This is a genomic window from Pasteurella multocida, assembly GCF_900187275.1.
GTDB lineage: Bacteria > Pseudomonadota > Gammaproteobacteria > Enterobacterales > Pasteurellaceae > Pasteurella > Pasteurella multocida.
Genome location: NZ_LT906458.1, coordinates 2,214,631 through 2,230,749 on the forward strand (window position 1 = coordinate 2,214,631; position 16,119 = coordinate 2,230,749).

At 40.9% G+C, this 16,119-nt stretch carries 17 protein-coding genes; 2 read left to right on the plus strand and 15 right to left on the minus strand.

The genetic code is table 11. The features are described from left to right. Positions 1 to 62 precede the first annotated feature (62 nt). Entirely contained in the window at positions 63 to 2,750 is a 2,688-nt protein-coding gene (gene secA, locus CKV69_RS10360) for a preprotein translocase subunit SecA (protein WP_025248562.1), read from the plus strand. 92 nt (positions 2,751 to 2,842) lie between these two features. Then, on the plus strand, positions 2,843 to 3,244 hold the full coding sequence (mutT, locus tag CKV69_RS10365; protein ID WP_005717611.1) for an 8-oxo-dGTP diphosphatase MutT: 402 nt from the start codon (positions 2,843 to 2,845) through the stop codon (positions 3,242 to 3,244). 65 nt (positions 3,245 to 3,309) lie between these two features. Here the strand turns inward: mutT and CKV69_RS10370 are convergent, their stop codons facing one another. The 15 genes from CKV69_RS10370 to hisA all read right to left on the minus strand — a co-directional run bounded on the left by CKV69_RS10370 (position 3,310) and on the right by hisA (position 16,092). Then, on the minus strand, positions 3,310 to 3,576 hold the full coding sequence (locus CKV69_RS10370) for a DUF5339 domain-containing protein (RefSeq protein ID WP_025248563.1): 267 nt from the start codon (positions 3,574 to 3,576) through the stop codon (positions 3,310 to 3,312). A gap of 128 nt (positions 3,577 to 3,704) precedes the next feature. Further along, on the minus strand, positions 3,705 to 4,784 hold the full coding sequence (gene holA, locus CKV69_RS10375; protein ID WP_025248564.1) for a DNA polymerase III subunit delta: 1,080 nt from the start codon (positions 4,782 to 4,784) through the stop codon (positions 3,705 to 3,707). Beyond that, positions 4,784 to 5,287: an LPS-assembly lipoprotein LptE gene (locus tag CKV69_RS10380; RefSeq protein WP_025248565.1), complete on the minus strand. Its 504-nt coding sequence runs from the start codon at positions 5,285 to 5,287 to the stop codon at positions 4,784 to 4,786. Before CKV69_RS10380 ends, holA begins: the two co-directional genes overlap by 1 nt. Before the next feature lie 55 nt (positions 5,288 to 5,342). After that, complete coding sequence (gene leuS, locus CKV69_RS10385) at positions 5,343 to 7,925, minus strand: leucine--tRNA ligase (protein WP_025248566.1); 2,583 nt, start codon at positions 7,923 to 7,925, stop codon at positions 5,343 to 5,345. Positions 7,926 to 8,179: 254 nt separating this feature from the next. Further along, positions 8,180 to 8,485, minus strand: coding sequence for a heavy-metal-associated domain-containing protein (locus CKV69_RS10390; protein WP_005723677.1), 306 nt, complete (start codon positions 8,483 to 8,485; stop codon positions 8,180 to 8,182). Between the two features lie 9 nt (positions 8,486 to 8,494). After that, on the minus strand, positions 8,495 to 8,848 hold the full coding sequence (locus CKV69_RS10395) for a mercuric transporter MerT family protein (RefSeq protein WP_005723675.1): 354 nt from the start codon (positions 8,846 to 8,848) through the stop codon (positions 8,495 to 8,497). Continuing rightward, complete coding sequence (locus CKV69_RS10400) at positions 8,820 to 9,926, minus strand: transglutaminase-like domain-containing protein (protein ID WP_025248567.1); 1,107 nt, start codon at positions 9,924 to 9,926, stop codon at positions 8,820 to 8,822. The genes CKV69_RS10395 and CKV69_RS10400 overlap by 29 nt, the downstream gene beginning before the upstream one ends. Positions 9,927 to 10,046: 120 nt before the next feature. Next, complete coding sequence (gene apaH / locus CKV69_RS10405) at positions 10,047 to 10,874, minus strand: bis(5'-nucleosyl)-tetraphosphatase (symmetrical) ApaH (protein WP_025248568.1); 828 nt, start codon at positions 10,872 to 10,874, stop codon at positions 10,047 to 10,049. 21 nt (positions 10,875 to 10,895) lie between these two features. Beyond that, entirely contained in the window at positions 10,896 to 11,762 is an 867-nt protein-coding gene (gene rsmA / locus CKV69_RS10410; protein ID WP_005717594.1) for a 16S rRNA (adenine(1518)-N(6)/adenine(1519)-N(6))-dimethyltransferase RsmA, read from the minus strand. Positions 11,763 to 11,864: 102 nt separating this feature from the next. Then, positions 11,865 to 12,797, minus strand: coding sequence for a peptidylprolyl isomerase (locus CKV69_RS10415; RefSeq protein WP_005717593.1), 933 nt, complete (start codon positions 12,795 to 12,797; stop codon positions 11,865 to 11,867). Between the two features lie 70 nt (positions 12,798 to 12,867). Then, on the minus strand, positions 12,868 to 13,413 hold the full coding sequence (gene pyrR / locus CKV69_RS10420; protein WP_005717592.1) for a bifunctional pyr operon transcriptional regulator/uracil phosphoribosyltransferase PyrR: 546 nt from the start codon (positions 13,411 to 13,413) through the stop codon (positions 12,868 to 12,870). 148 nt (positions 13,414 to 13,561) lie between these two features. Continuing rightward, complete coding sequence (hisIE, locus tag CKV69_RS10425) at positions 13,562 to 14,167, minus strand: bifunctional phosphoribosyl-AMP cyclohydrolase/phosphoribosyl-ATP diphosphatase HisIE (RefSeq protein ID WP_025248569.1); 606 nt, start codon at positions 14,165 to 14,167, stop codon at positions 13,562 to 13,564. 12 nt (positions 14,168 to 14,179) lie between these two features. Continuing rightward, positions 14,180 to 14,557: a hypothetical protein gene (locus CKV69_RS10430; RefSeq protein WP_010907072.1), complete on the minus strand. Its 378-nt coding sequence runs from the start codon at positions 14,555 to 14,557 to the stop codon at positions 14,180 to 14,182. 33 nt (positions 14,558 to 14,590) lie between these two features. Continuing rightward, positions 14,591 to 15,361, minus strand: coding sequence for an imidazole glycerol phosphate synthase subunit HisF (gene hisF / locus CKV69_RS10435; RefSeq protein WP_015702721.1), 771 nt, complete (start codon positions 15,359 to 15,361; stop codon positions 14,591 to 14,593). Next, positions 15,343 to 16,092, minus strand: coding sequence for a 1-(5-phosphoribosyl)-5-[(5-phosphoribosylamino)methylideneamino]imidazole-4-carboxamide isomerase (gene hisA, locus CKV69_RS10440; RefSeq protein ID WP_015702722.1), 750 nt, complete (start codon positions 16,090 to 16,092; stop codon positions 15,343 to 15,345). Before hisA ends, hisF begins: the two co-directional genes overlap by 19 nt. Positions 16,093 to 16,119 lie beyond the last annotated feature (27 nt).

The following is a 16,119-nucleotide window of genomic DNA, read 5'->3' on the forward strand; positions in this document are numbered from 1 at the left end:
CTCTGTTTTGTATTGAACGGCAAAGCAGATCCGTTATTCATTTTATAAGAAAGAAAAAAATTATGTTTAGAAGTATTCTCACCAAAATTTTTGGCAGCCGTAATGATCGGATTTTACGTCGATTGAATAAAATTGTTATTAAGATTAATCAGTTAGAGCCTGAGTTTGAAGCCTTAAGCGATGATGATTTAAAAGCGAAGACTGATGCCTTTAAAGCACGTTTAGCACAGGGCGAAACATTAGAGCAACTTTTACCTGAAGCATTTGCCACAGTGCGTGAAGCAAGCAAACGTGTATTAGGCATGCGTCATTTTGATGTGCAATTGTTGGGGGGAATGGTACTGACTAACCGTTGTATTGCGGAGATGCGTACAGGGGAAGGGAAAACATTAACCGCGACCTTACCTTGCTATTTAAATGCGCTAACGGGGAAAGGTGTGCATGTTGTGACGGTGAATGACTATTTAGCTCGTCGAGATGCGGAAACGAATCGCCCACTTTTTGAATTTTTAGGTATGACGGTGGGCGTGAATGTTCCTGGTTTATCACCAGAGCAAAAACGTGAAGCTTATGCGGCAGATGTAACATATGCAACTAATAGTGAATTAGGTTTTGATTATTTACGTGATAATTTAGCCCATACTGCACAAGAACGTTTTCAACGTTATTTACATTATGCGTTAGTGGATGAGGTGGATTCTATTTTAATTGATGAAGCCAGAACGCCGTTGATTATTTCAGGGCAAGCTGAAGACAGCTCAGAATTGTATATGACGGTTGATAAATTGATTCCGAATTTAATCAAACAAGATAAAGAAGACTCAGAAGAATATCAAGGTGAAGGAGACTTCACTTTAGACTTAAAAACCAAGCAAGCGCATTTAACTGAGCGAGGTCAAGAGAAAGTCGAACAATGGCTGACTGAACAAGGGTTAATGAGTGCGGAGGAATCTTTGTATTCGCCGTCAAAAATTTCCTTGTTGCATCATGTGTACGCGGCATTACGTGCCCATACTTTATTTGAGCGTGATGTGGATTACATCGTGAAAGACGGTGAAATCGTGATTGTTGACGAGCACACTGGTCGTACTATGGCGGGTCGTCGTTGGTCAGACGGCTTACACCAAGCGATTGAAGCCAAAGAAGGTGTGCGCATTCAAAGCGAGAACCAGACTGTTGCCTCAATCACCTACCAAAACTATTTCCGCTTGTATGAAAAACTAGCAGGGATGACCGGTACTGCGGACACTGAAGCCTTTGAGTTCCAACAAATTTATGGGTTAGAAACTATTGTCGTGCCAACCAATCGTCCGATGATTCGTGATGATCGTACTGACGTCATGTTCGAGAATGAAGAGTATAAATTTAATGCGATTATTGAGGACATCAAAGATTGTGTGGCACGTAATCAACCGGTGTTAGTCGGGACAATCTCCATTGAAAAATCAGAATTACTCTCTCATGCATTGAAAAAAGCCGGCATTAAACACAATGTGCTAAATGCGAAATTCCACGCACAGGAAGCCGAAATCGTGGCAAACGCCGGGTATCCAGGTACGGTGACGATTGCCACCAATATGGCAGGTCGTGGTACAGATATTGTACTAGGTGGTAACTGGAAAGCCGAAATTGCGAAGTTGGACAATCCGACAGAATCACAAATTGAGGCAATTCATACTGCTTGGAAAGCGCGTCATGAGATCGTGAAAGCCGCGGGGGGATTGCATATTATTGGAACGGAACGTCATGAGTCACGTCGTATTGATAATCAGTTGCGCGGTCGTTCTGGTCGTCAAGGTGACCCAGGATCTTCACGTTTCTATTTATCGTTAGATGACGCGCTGATGCGTATTTATCTAAATGAAGGTAAGTTAAACTTAATGCGCAAGGCCTTTAGCACTGCAGGCGAAGCGATGGAGTCAAAAATGTTGACCAAAGTGATTGCCTCCGCACAAGCTAAAGTGGAAGCGCATAACTTTGATGGTCGTAAAAACTTACTTGAGTTTGATGATGTTGCTAATGACCAACGTCATGCTATTTATGCACAACGTAATACGTTGTTAGATAATGAGGATATTTCTGACACGATTGATGTGATTCGCGCGGATGTCTTTAATCAAGTGATTGATCAATATATTCCACCACAATCTTTAGAAGAAATGTGGGATGTACCTGCACTAGAGCAACGTTTGAAACATGACTTTGCCTTAGATTTACCGCTTGAAAAATGGTTAGAAGAAGATAATCATTTTGATGAAGATGCATTACGTCAGCGTGTATTAGATGCAGCGATTGAGGAATACAAGCAAAAAGAAAGCATTGTGGGTGAACAAACCATGCGTAGCTTTGAAAAAGGCGTGATGTTACAAACTCTTGATGAATTGTGGAAAGAACATTTATCAGCAATGGATCATTTACGTCGTGGTATCCATTTGCGTGGTTATGCACAAAAAGATCCAAAACAGGAATACAAAAAAGAATGTTTCCAAATGTTTACGGATATGCTTGATGCCTTGAAGTTGAGTGTTGTGACGACGTTAAGTCGTGTACAAGTACGTACACAAGAAGAAGTTGAACAAGCGGAGCGTCAGCGTCAAGAGATGGCAAAACGCGAAACGGCCAGTATGCAATATAATGCAGATGAAGACAGTGGCGAAGAGAGCACACGTCGTGTGGGACGAAATGAGCCATGTCCTTGTGGGTCTGGCAAGAAATATAAACATTGCCATGGCAGTAAAGCTAAATATTAATCTTGTGTATAAGATGATTTAAGTAGATATAAAAGTGCGGTATGTTTTTAAAAAATTTTTAAAACTGACCGCACTTTTTTTAAGGATACATCATGACAAAACCTTTAGTTCACGTTGCAGCAGGCATTATTCGTAATGAGTTTGGTCAGATTTATGTTACGCAGCGTTTAGAAGGGCAAGATTTTGCCCAAGCATTGGAGTTTCCCGGTGGAAAAGTGGACGATGGCGAAAGTCCGGAACAAGCGTTAAGACGTGAGTTAGAAGAGGAAATTGGCATACATATTTTAAATGCGACACTTTATGAGCGTTTTCAGTTTGAATATCCAACTAAAATGATTTCTTTTTATTTCTATCTCGTTGATGAATGGGTTGGTGAACCTTTTGGTCGTGAAGGACAAGCTGGATTTTGGGTCGCACAAAACGAACTGGATGCCGGGCAATTTCCACCTGCGAATGTAAAATTAATCCAACGGTTACTGGCCGAGAATCGTTAGTAATAGGTTGTCTTATATCAACAAAACCCCTGTTAATACAGGGGTTTTGTGTTTGCGTTGAGTAATTATTTTTTACCCATCATGCTTTGCATTTGTTTCAATTGCTCAGCAGCCTGATTACAGGTTTGTTCTTGCATGTCTTTCGGTAAGGCTAAGAACTGTTGTTTGGCGCTGTCATACTGTTGTTTGATCATAGTCGCTTGTTCTGCAGGGACATTTTTAAGAAAAGTCTCGTAATCAGCGAAATATTTTTCACAAGCTGGTGCAAGTTCTGCTGCGGAAACTGTCACAGAAAACGCAGAGAAGGTCATGATTGCAACTAATTTTTTCATAGTAAGTCCTTAATAACGTGTTTTATGTATAAAAAATCGCCTAAAGGCAAGGCATTATAACGGATAATTAAACAATGTAAAAAACAAAATATGCCGATGCGAGAGTAAGAATAGGCTGATTTAGCTTATCAACGAGAGAAAGTTGGTAGAGATAGTAGGTGATTGGGATCATCTGGTAAACAAATGAAAGCAGAAAGTTCGGCTAAACGATCCCAAATATCTTGGCTAAATGTGTGTTTCGCTAAACGTTCGATCTCTGCTAGCGCTTGAATAATCAAATAAAGCTGTTTGTAATTCAAGCGTTTAAAGGCTTGAGTAAAGAAAGGGCGTCGATTTTGCCACACTTTTAATTGATCAAATTGTTCACGCAGTTGATGAGCAGGGAGGGGCGTGGCAAGGGTGACAGGATGTGATGGCTTCGCCAATCCTAATAAGGTGAGCAAATCTCGTTGTAACGTCCGCAATAAAATAATGGGCTCCATTTCCTCTGCTTTTAACCCTTCTAAAATACGTTGGGCGCGTTTACTTTTACCTTCTAACAGCGCATCGACCCATTGAAATGGTGTGAACACTGAGGTCTGAGCAATAGTGGATTGTACTCGTGCATAACTGATTTTGTTGTCAGGATAGAGTAAAGCAAGGAGCTGCAAACTTTGTTTTAAGGCTAATAAGTTATTTTCATGGCTATAACAAAGAAGTTGGATTGCTTGCTCTTCAATCTGTAGTCCCATACTTTTCGCACGCAACGCGATCCAACGAGGCAATTGCTCAATGGTTGGGGTTTGGCAATGCACGAGTACGGCTTCCGGTTCATACTGATTAGCTTGGATAAACCATGTTTGTTTTTCAGTCGCTTTGTTCAGTTTAGGCAATTGTAGTATTAACAGGATGTCATCGTTGAGGAGTGAGATCAGTTCTTGTAAACGAGTTTGTAAACTTGCACTGAGGTTTTCAGGTAAATTAAGAAACAAAATCTGTTTATTGAAAAACAAGCCAATGGATTGGCAGCGTTCAAAGAGATCAGACCAATTAGTATTCTGATCAATTGTGATGACATTTTTTTCGTCAAAACCTTGCTTGAATGCATATTGATTTATGCGATCTTGATTTTCACTTAACAGTAACGGATCTTGCCCTACGAAATAATAGAGCTTGGCTAGTTTGTTTTGTAGAGCAGATCCTAATTGTTCTGTGAAAATCCGTTGCATTATTTTGTCTGAACTTGATGTTGAAGAGCAACCACTTTATTAATTAACTGACGTGCAGCTTGCTCGCGCATATCATGCCAAATCACTTCTTTTTCGGCAGATTTTGCTAAGGCTGCGCGCGAGTTATCGAAGAACGTGCGATTCACTTTAGTTGAAATCGGGAACGCAGCTTGATTAGGCAATTTTACCATTGCCTCTACTTCTAAAATCAGCATTTTTTCTGCTTCACGACCTTGTTTGAAAATTGACGCAACTTGATCATGCATAGTGATTTTATTTAAACGTAATACGGGAATATTTGCTTGTCCCTCGACCAAATGAATATTATTGAGCTGTAGCTCTTTTCTTAAGGTCAACGTCATTTCACTGTAAGGATCGCTACTTTCAAGCGTAAGGGTTTGCAACGCAGACGGAATGAGTCCGCCATTTTGAAATTGAAAGCCACATGCTGTCAGGAAAGTAAAAACTGCTGTGAGCAAAATTGTTTTGAGTTGTTTCAACATATTGTGATCCTTAATTTCCCTCTAGGAAGAGGGAAATATCAAAGAAAATTAGGAATTATTTTGCCACAAAGCTAAATAATTTTCCCGGTACATAGATGGTTTTCACAATGTTTAAACCTTCTAAGTGTTTGGCTACATTGCTATCTGCTAATGCGACTTGCTTGATATCGTCTTCTGACATTTCTGCAGGGACGGTCACTTTGGCACGCACTTTACCATTCACTTGTACCACAACCAATTTTTCATCGTCAACCATCGCTGCTGCATCGGCTTCTACCCAAGGGGCAAAGTCAATCGCTTCTGTATTACCTAAGTCTTTCCATAATTGGAAACAAATATGTGGTGTGATTGGGTAAAGCATACGTACGACGGCACTTAATGCTTCTGCCATAATCGCGCGATCTTGTACTTCCACTAATGGCGCTTTAGTTAATTTATTCATTAATTCCATAATCGCGGCAATGGCAGTATTGAAGGTTTGACGACGACCGATATCATCACTCACTTTAGCAATCGTTTTGTGTACATCACGACGTAAAGCTTTTTGTGCGCTTGAAAGTGCGGTCGGTTCTACGGCAGTTTCTGCGGGATGTTTGTTATATTCAAACACGAGATTCCATAAACGTCCTAAGAAACGTTTTGCCCCTTCGACGCCTGATTCTTGCCATTCAAGGGTCATTTCTGCTGGTGACGCGAACATCATGAATAAACGCACGGTATCCGCACCGTATTTTTCCACCATTTCTTGTGGGTCAATGCCGTTATTTTTCGATTTTGACATTTTGGTCATGCCAGAATGCACTAATTCACGTTCCTCTTTGTCGTAGGCTTTTAAAATACGCCCTTTTTCATCACGTTCAAGGGTCACTTCCGTTGGGGACACCCAAATACGCTCATTGGTTGGTGAGGTGTAGTAGAATGCATCGGCTAACACCATGCCTTGGCACAATAATTTGTCTGCGGGCTCATCGCTCGTGACAAAACCTGCATCACGCAATAATTTGTGGAAGAAACGGAAGTACAACAAGTGCATGGTGGCGTGTTCAATTCCGCCGATATATTGATCCACGGGTAACCAATAGTTTGCTTCGTCCGCATCTAACATGGCTTCCGCAAATTTTGGTGAGGTATAACGGGCGTAATACCATGAAGACTCCATGAAAGTATCAAAGGTATCCGTTTCTTTCAGTGCTGGCTGACCGTTGTAAGTGGTTTTTGCCCATTCTGGATCGGCTTTAATTGGACTTTTCACGCCGTCCATCACCACATCTTCTGGTAATTCAATTGGCAGATCTTGCAATGGCGCAGGCACCACCTCACCATTTTCTAAGGTAAGCATTGGAATTGGCGCTCCCCAGTAACGTTGACGAGAAACACCCCAGTCACGTAAGCGGTAATTCACTTGACGTTTTCCTTTGCCAAGCGCTTCTAATTTGTCTGCGATCGCATTAAATGCGGCATCAAAGTCTAGACCATTAAATTCACCTGAATTAAACAAAATACCATGCTCACAATAAGGTAATTCATGTTCAAGTAAAGGCTCACCATTAATCGGCTTAATGACATTAAGCAGTGGTAAACCATATTTACGAGCGAACTCAGCATCACGTTCATCGTGTCCAGGCACTGCCATTACTGCCCCGGTACCGTAGTGCATTAACACAAAGTTAGCCACCCAGACCGGCACTTTTTCCCCTGTTAATGGATGAATGGCATACACACCAGTCGCCATGCCTTTTTTCTCCATTGTGGCAAGCTCAGCTTCAGCCACTTTGGTATTTTTGCATTCTTGAATAAATTGGGCTAATTCAGGATTATTTTCTGCCGCTTTTTCTGCTAAAGGATGTGCAGCGGCCACGGCCACATAAGAGACGCCAAAGAAGGTATCTGGACGTGTCGTATAAACGGTTAAATTGTCTTCTGAATTGGCTAACTGGAAGGTGATTTCCACCCCTTCAGAACGCCCGATCCAGTTACGTTGCATGGTTTTTACTTGATCTGGCCATGATGGAAGGTGATCTAACCCGCCTAATAATTGTTCGGCATAATCTGTGATTTTGATAAACCATTGTGGAATTTCTTTTTGTTCTACTGGGGTATCACAACGCCAGCAGCAACCTTCATGCACTTGTTCGTTGGCTAAGACAGTTTCATCATTCGGACACCAGTTTACTGTTGAGGTTTTTTTGTACACTAATCCTTTTTTATATAACTCAGTGAAGAACCATTGTTCCCATTTGTAGTAGTCGGGTTTACAAGTGGTCACTTCACGATCCCAGTCAAAACCAAAGCCCAAAATTTTGAGCTGATTTTTCATATAATCAATATTCTCGTAGGTCCATTTTGCGGGTGCCGTTTTGTTTTTGATCGCTGCGCCTTCTGCGGGCAAACCAAAAGCGTCCCAGCCCATCGGTTGTAACACATTTTTGCCGTTCATACGTTGATAACGTGACACCACATCACCAATGGTGTAGTTACGCACATGTCCCATGTGCAGACGACCAGAGGGGTAAGGGAACATTGAGAGGCAGTAATATTTCGGTTTATTAGTATCTTTAATCGCTTTAAATGTTTTATTTTCAGCCCAGTATTGTTGAACTTCCGCTTCAATCAAATCGGGACGGTATTGTTCTTGCATAATGTTACCTTTGATTTTAACCGCACTTTGCGGGACGAATTTACTTAAGAAAATGTGATATAGGATAGCGTAAAATTGCGAAAATTGACAGTGAAAAGCATGATAAAGTTAGGGAAAAGTCGCTTATTTTATTGGAAATAAAGAGAGTATACTGGTTAACATCACGCCAGTTTGGGGGGAAGTAAACATAACTGTGTACGTTTTGTTTCCTCATAAAAATCCACCTAAAGTGCGGTGGATTTTTATGTGGTTTTTTAAGGATGTTGATTGAGAATTTCTGGGGTGTATTTCAGCTTATGAATGGCGTCAATAAAGTGCTGATTATCCACAGACTGTTTTGCCACAATATTGACTACGCGATCTTTAAAATTGGCTTTAGTGGACATCACGCCTTCAATCTCTCGTAATTCTTTATTGACTAAATACACACAAAGCTGGCAAGTCATCTCTTTAATCTGAATGGAAACCTGTTTCTCGTCTGGATTCAGGCTCGGTGTTGCGGCATAACTCAAATTAAATAGTGAGAATAGAAATAAAAATAGACCGAGAATGTTTTTCATCACAGTTCCTTATGCTAAAAAGTAAGGCAACAACGTGGGATAAAATAAGAAAAACAGCATGAGTACAAACATAACGCTGTATAACCCAATCAAGCCTTTACGTGAGAAGTATTTAGTGCAGAGCATTTTCTTGGAAAAGGTGAGCAACCAGAAACCATAGCCAAACGAGATCAAGGCGATGATTAACATCGGTAAGCGTAAATATTCCAGCTCATTGAGGCTCACTAACCAAGAAGATGACACACCAAACACCAGATACACCAATGGTGCAATGCAGCAGAGTGTCGAGGTCACGGCAGCAATCACTGCCGTGACGCCACTGGCAATCAAGCTTTTACTGGCGTTGTTGTGCTTTGAATTCATAGCCGAATGCTTTTGGATCAAAAGAGTTTAATGGATCACCGCCCACTTCTGCATACGGATAACCAAAGTTATTCAGAGGCGCGATTTCTGGCATTGGATACAGATCAAAATCACGTGCGTGATTATAAGCAATCCAATTCATTTCCCAGTTACCAAATAAGTAATTTGATACTGCTTGCGTATCGGGATCATTAACGGCTTTGTTTTCGGCTAAACGCATCTTGGTCACATCAGCAGAATCCACAGGTACCCAACCAAAGCCGGCTAAATAAAATTCTGCACGGCAATGTTGTCCGCCACTGACATTCGCCAGTTTGTTTTCATCAGCACTACCAAAAGCCCCTTTAGAATATTTGCCCATTTTCACCGCTTGTCCTAAGCGTACACCAAAAATCTCACGGGCAGGAATACCTGACGCACGTGCCAAGGCGACAAAGACGGAGTTAATGTCGGTACATTTTCCTTTTAACACGCCGGTTGTTAAGATTTTTTCCACATCCCCGTCACCACAACCTAGAACAGAATTATCCCGTTCCATATTGTTAACGATCCATTGGTGGATACGTTCTGCTTTTTTCAGTGGATTACTTTCTTGACCTACGATTTTATCGGCATAGTCTTTTACGATACCGTCTGTTTTGATGTGGGCAGTAGGTTTTAAGTATTCCAATACATCAACGGAATAGTGAATTTTTTCAGGTGGTTGATAGCCTTGTAATACCCCTTGTTGCATCGGTTCACGATCTTGGGTTTCCAGCACTAATTTGATGGTTAAAGCACGTTTGTTGGCATTTTCATCCCAATTGGCAAACAAGGTTTTTGCACCATAACGGTTATTTTCCGTGATATAGGCGGTGTTGTAGTTGCCTTCAAATTGGATGGATTTAACGGTTTGGTAATCTGCATTAAAAGGTAAGGGTACCCATAAATTGGTTTCACCGTGCGATCCTTTCGGCACAACCAAATCAAAGGATTTAGTCAGTTCGTAAGTATGGGTTTCAGTCAAAGTATTTGGGATTGTTGTTGCGAAGGCAACGGTAGAGTAGCCCACAATGAGTGCGATAAGTCGTTTTTTCATGGAATTGTCCTGTGTAGATAGATAAACATAACATGTTATATGCATCTTGCTTATTCAGTTTTAACAATGAATAAACGTGGCACAGGTTACCTGAAAACGAATAGGAAATAAACAGATTAATTAAAAATCGCGATAATTTTTTACCGCACGTTGGCTAAAGTATTGTTTGTCTTCCCAACGTAACATAGTCATGTGATTACCCCAGACACAACCTGTATCCAACGCATAGATATTGTTTGGAGTTGTCGTATTGACTAGACTTGCCCAATGTCCAAACACAATGGGGATTGTTTGATAAAGTGGGTTGGCTAAATTAAACCAAGGCGTGAGCTCTTCTGGGGCGGATTCTGGTGGCAGCTTACAGTCGAAATCTAAGCGGTGATCCCAATAGCAAAAACGCATACGGGTAAAGACATTAATGCTATACCGTAAACGATCTAAAACTTGTAAATCATCATGCCAACGATCAGGGCGATTGTCATACATATTTTCAATTAAATTGTGGTAATCACCATGACGTAGCACGTTTTCCACTTCGTGCGCACATTGTTTCGCCGTGGCAAGATCCCAATCCGGCGAAATGCCGGCATGGGTCATTAAAAAGTTCTGTTGCTCATTGTGTACAAGTAAAGGTTGATGACGTAGCCAATCAATTAATTCTTCAAAATCAGGAGCATGAAAAATGGCATCCACTCGATCTCTCACTTTCACTTTTTTAATACCCAGTGCAGTGGAAATCAAGTGTAAATCATGGTTGCCTAACACCGTTTTGGCAGATTTACCCAGAGATTTGACAAAGCGCAAGCATTCGAGAGATTTATCCCCGCGTGCCACTAAATCCCCAACCAAATAAAGTTGATCTTGTGTTGAATCGAACTGCACTTTTTCCAGTAAACGTTGCAATTCATCGTAACAACCCTGTAAATCGCCTACTAAATATGTTGCCATTTTTACACCGCACTTATGCCATTAATCGTCTAGATGTTCAATCATTTCGTCTTTGTTAACATCGGCTGGTGGATTGTCTGTTAACCAGTTAGCTAAGCGTGCATAATCAGCGATCGATAAGTTTTCCGCGCGTGCGGTGAGATCGATACCCAATTCCGTTAATTGATCCGCACTAAATAAAGTTGATAACGCATTGCGTAAAGTTTTACGGCGTTGATTAAAAGCTTGGCTACATACGCGGTTTAACCAATATAAGTCTTTCACGGGATGCGGTAATACTTTGTGTGGTACTAAGCGTACAACAGCAGAATCCACTTTCGGCGCGGGTTTAAATGCCGTCGGCGGTACTTCAAGTACCGGCATCACTTGGCAGAAATATTGCGCCATAATGGTTAAGCGCCCATAAGCTTTGCTGTTTGGACCTGCACATAAACGTTTTACCACTTCTTTTTGCAACATAAAGTGCATGTCCTGAATGCAATCGTGATATTTAAATAAGTGGAACATTAATGGGGTCGAAATGTTGTAAGGTAAGTTACCAAACACTCGCATTTTTTGCTTTTTTTCTGCTAAATTTGCATCACGATAAAGCTGTCCAAAATCAAACTGCATCGCATCTGTTTCAATCACGGTGATTTTATGGTGCAAGAACGGGTGGTGGCGTAAACGCTCAGCTAAATCACGGTCTAATTCCACCACGGTTAAATGATCGACCAATTCGCCCACAGGCTCAGTTAATGCCCCTAAACCGGGACCGATCTCCACTAAAAATTGATCTTTTTGGGGATAAATCGCGGAAACAATGCCATGAATGACATTATTATCATGTAAAAAGTTTTGTCCGAAACGTTTACGGGCGGTATGACCTAAATGTTTTTTTGAATTCATATTTTCTCGATTAATGGTTCGCACAATGCGATATCAAAAGTGCGGTCTATTATAAAGCAAAATCCCAGCATTTGGGCTGGGATTTTAAGTTTTATTGATTTGCTATTTTAGATAACGAATTTCTGCGTTTTTACGTAATGCCTTGACCCAATCTTTTTCCACATCTTTAACTTGTTGATTTACTAACTGTTCATAGGCTTTTTGGCGATAGACATCAATCGTTTTATCCCCTTCACGAGTGTTGGTCACTTCTAAAATATGCCAACCAAATTCGGTTTTAAATGGGGCAGAAATCACACCTTTTTTCGTTGTCAGAATCGCTTTTTGGAATGCGCCCACATAGGCCTCAGGGAAGGCAAAGCCTAGGCTACCGCCATTGGCACCAGAAAGGTAATCTTTCGAATAGTGTAACGCCGCATCGGCAAAGCTCATTTTACCCGCAATAATATCGGCACGAATTTGGGTTAATTGTGCTTTTGCTTGTGCATCATTTAATAACGGGTTTAATTTTAACAGAATATGTCTTACTTCATATTGTGGGGCAGAAATTTTCTTTTCTGTTCCTGCTTGTTTTGCTTGATTTAGCAGTTGTTTACTCAAGGCTTCAACTTGCTCTCGAGTCACATCAATACTTTGTCCAATCGCTTGGTTACGGATTTCTCCCATTAAGATTTGATTAGCAATTTGTTGACGATAAGCATTGTAGCTAATGCCTTGATAATCTAAGGCATCCAATAATTGTCCATAAGTCAAGCCATTTTGTGCAGCAATGCCTTCAATGATTTGATCGACTTGTGCATAATTGACTTTAATGCCTGAATTTTGAATGGCTTGTTGCACTAAAATATCATCAATCACTTTATCCAAAGCAACTTGATATTGACCTTTTTTCCCCATATTTTTTTTGACTTGGCTTTCTAACACTGGCACACCATTAACGGTGGCAACAACGCGTTCTGCGGCCTGCGCAGTAGAAACATAGATAAAAAGCCCTAGTATTGCCCAGAAAATAGATTTTACATTAATCATTTTCATCATCTATTCCATTATGTTGGTTAAAAATTACATTTGTTAGAGTATCAATTTTACAAAAGGTTCACAAACTTTATTTTGTCGGCGAAAGTAGTGCAACTTCATAACAATTGTCGAACTTCAGGGTGCGCACTTGCACTTCTTCACTGCGACTGGTTGGAACGTTTTTACCGACATAATCCGCGCGAATTGGCAGTTCACGGTGCCCTCTGTCCACAAAAATAACAAGCTCAATTTTTGCGGCACGACCGAAATCCACTAATGCATCGAGTGCTGCACGAATGGTTCTGCCGGTATAAAGTACGTCATCGACTAAAATCACTTCTTTATTGTGGATACTAATAAAACTGGAGGCACCGCTATAGGTAGGCGATTTGGAGTCAGGTTCAGCATATTCTAAATCATCACGGTAAAAGGTGATATCCAGATCAATTGAGGGTAACTCAACGTTTGCGAGGTCAGCAATTTTTTTCTTAATTAACTCCGCAATTTCCGCACCACGTCGTTTAATGCCTACAATGACAATATTGTCTAAACGTTGGTGTTTTTCGATAATCTCGTGTGAAATACGGGAAATGGTGCGGAGAAATTGGTTTTCATCAATAATGATTTTTTCCATAATATTGACCTACATATAGTGAAGAAATGTTGGCGTTAAAATAGCATAAAAGCCAATAATCTCCTAGAGTGAAATCAGATACGGGAAACAACCTCATAAAAAATAAACCGCACTTTCGGTAGGCGAAGAAAAAGTGCGGTGCTTTTTGTTATTTTATGTGACGTTCTTTTAATTTATGAATCACATCTGACCAGCTTAAATCGGCATCTTGCAACAAGACTGTTAAATGATAAACGAGATCCGCAGCCTCACAAATGGTTTCTGCTTTGTCTTTCACAGTTGCGGCAAGAGCGGTTTCCACCCCTTCTTCACCGACTTTTTGTGCAATGCGTTTAGTACCTTTAGCATACAGTTGTGCGGTATAAGAACTTGCAGGATCGGCACCTTTACGACTGGCAATTAAACGTTCTAATTTGCTCAAAAAAATCCAATCCGGCGGTGTTGTCTTTTCAAACTGATAAAAACAGCTTTCCGCCCCAGTATGACAGGTTTCACCAATCGGATTGACTAGAATCAGTAGGGTATCGTTATCACAATCTAAACTCATATCCACTACGTTTAAAAAATGTCCAGAAGTTTCACCTTTTGTCCATAAACGGTTTTTGGTACGTGAAAAAAAGGTCACTCGTTTTTCCGCCAGCGTTTTTTCTAATGCCTCTTGATTCATATAACCGAGCATTAACACTTCACAAGTCGCCACGTTTTGGATAATGACGGGCAACAAATTATCGACTTTTTGCCAGTTGATCTTCATAGATACCTCAAATTAATTTCGTAGTTCTAAGTTACGTTTAACTCTCATTATTTGTTGTATAAACGCATCATTCAACCTTTCTTTAGTTAATTGATTTTTAGGGGTGCTTGCCCATCGATAGATTTGTTCTATACTCCCGTAGCCTCTACCAAATATTTTGGCGAATTTAAGACAATTTTTTTTCGTTGCAGGTAAAGAAAGGATCAGTTCTAATTGATGATCATTCCATGGCTGACCTTTATTAACTGGAGTTCTGTCCGTTTTATCTTTTTCTATCTCATACTCTGTTAGTATTTTTTTGATAAAATGAATTTTTTCATCATAATTTAAGTTATCAATATTATTACTAAGTAATTCTATAAAACTATTTTTGAATTCAGACTTTTTCATGAATTTACCTTATTAATTTAGTTTAAATATTTTCTATCTAATCTTAATCTTTTCCTTTCTCAAATAATCCTTTAATTCCCCAATATCAATAATCCGTTTATGGAACACGCTGGCAGCGAGCGCACCATCCACATTGGCTTCAACAAAGGCATCACGGAAATGCACCATTTCACCTGCACCGCCTGAGGCAATCAGGGGAATATGGCAGAGGTTACGCGCGAGTTTTAATTGGGCGATGTCATAACCTTGACGAACACCGTCTTGGTTCATCATATTTAACACAATTTCGCCCGCGCCACGTTGTTGTATTTCCTTGACCCAGTCGAGTAATTGCCAATGGGTTTGGCGTGTGCGACTTTCATCGCCAGTATATTGATTAACCCAATATTTGCCGGTTTCCTTTTCAAACCAACTATCGATCCCCACCACGATGGCTTGCACACCAAAACGATCCGCCAAGCGATTAATTAAATCAGGATCGGCAAGTGCGGGTGAATTTATAGAAATTTTATCTGCGCCAAAGGCAAATAATTTTTCCGCATCTTCCACGCTTTTAATGCCACCCGCTACGCAAAATGGAATATCAATCACTTGTGCCACACGTTCCACCCAGCTTTTATCAATAGTTCTGCCGTCAGAGGAGGCGGTAATATCATAGAACACTAATTCATCTGCGCCTTCTTCCGCATAGCGTTGCGCCAGCGGCACGATATCGCCAATAATCTCGTGATTGCGAAATTGTACACCTTTGACTACCTGCCCATCACGTACGTCTAAGCAAGGAATTATGCGTTTTGCCAACATGCGATCGCCTCCTGCACGTTAAACTTACCTTCCAATAAAGCACGCCCCACAATCACGCCAGCTACCCCAGTGTCTTTTAAGGCTTTAATATCCGCAAGAGAGCCGATCCCGCCTGATGATTGGAATTGAATCGTCGGGAATTGGGTACAGATTTCTTGATATAGCGCCACATTAGAACCTTGAAGAGTGCCATCTTTAGAAATATCGGTGCATAACACGTGTTGCAAACCGATTTCACGGAAATCGGCAATTAAGGCTTCTAACGACACGCCGCTGTTTTCTTGCCAACCGCTCACTGCGATCTGTTTTTCGCCTTGTGCGTTAATGTTGACATCTAACGCTAAGACAAATTTTTCTGCCCCGTATTTTTTAAACCATTGTTTGACCATTTCGGGTTGCTTGACTGCTGTTGAGCCAATCACCACGCGATTTGCGCCCACCGCCAGTAAATCTGCCACATCTTGCTCGGTGCGAATACCACCACCCACTTGAATTGGGCAATTCACTGCGTTGATGATTTCACCGATGAGTGTTGTTTGGCGTTTAGTTGGATCTTTCGCGCCAGTCAGATCCACTAAATGTAAGTACTTTGCCCCTTGTGACACATAATCTTGGAATTGGGCTATCGGGTTATCGGAATAAAGGGTTTTCTGCCCATAATTACCTTGATAAAGGCGCACTACTTGACCATCAATCAGATCAAGAGCGGGGATAATTTGTGATGTTTTCATTGTGTTGTCCTGTGTTTGCAAAATTTT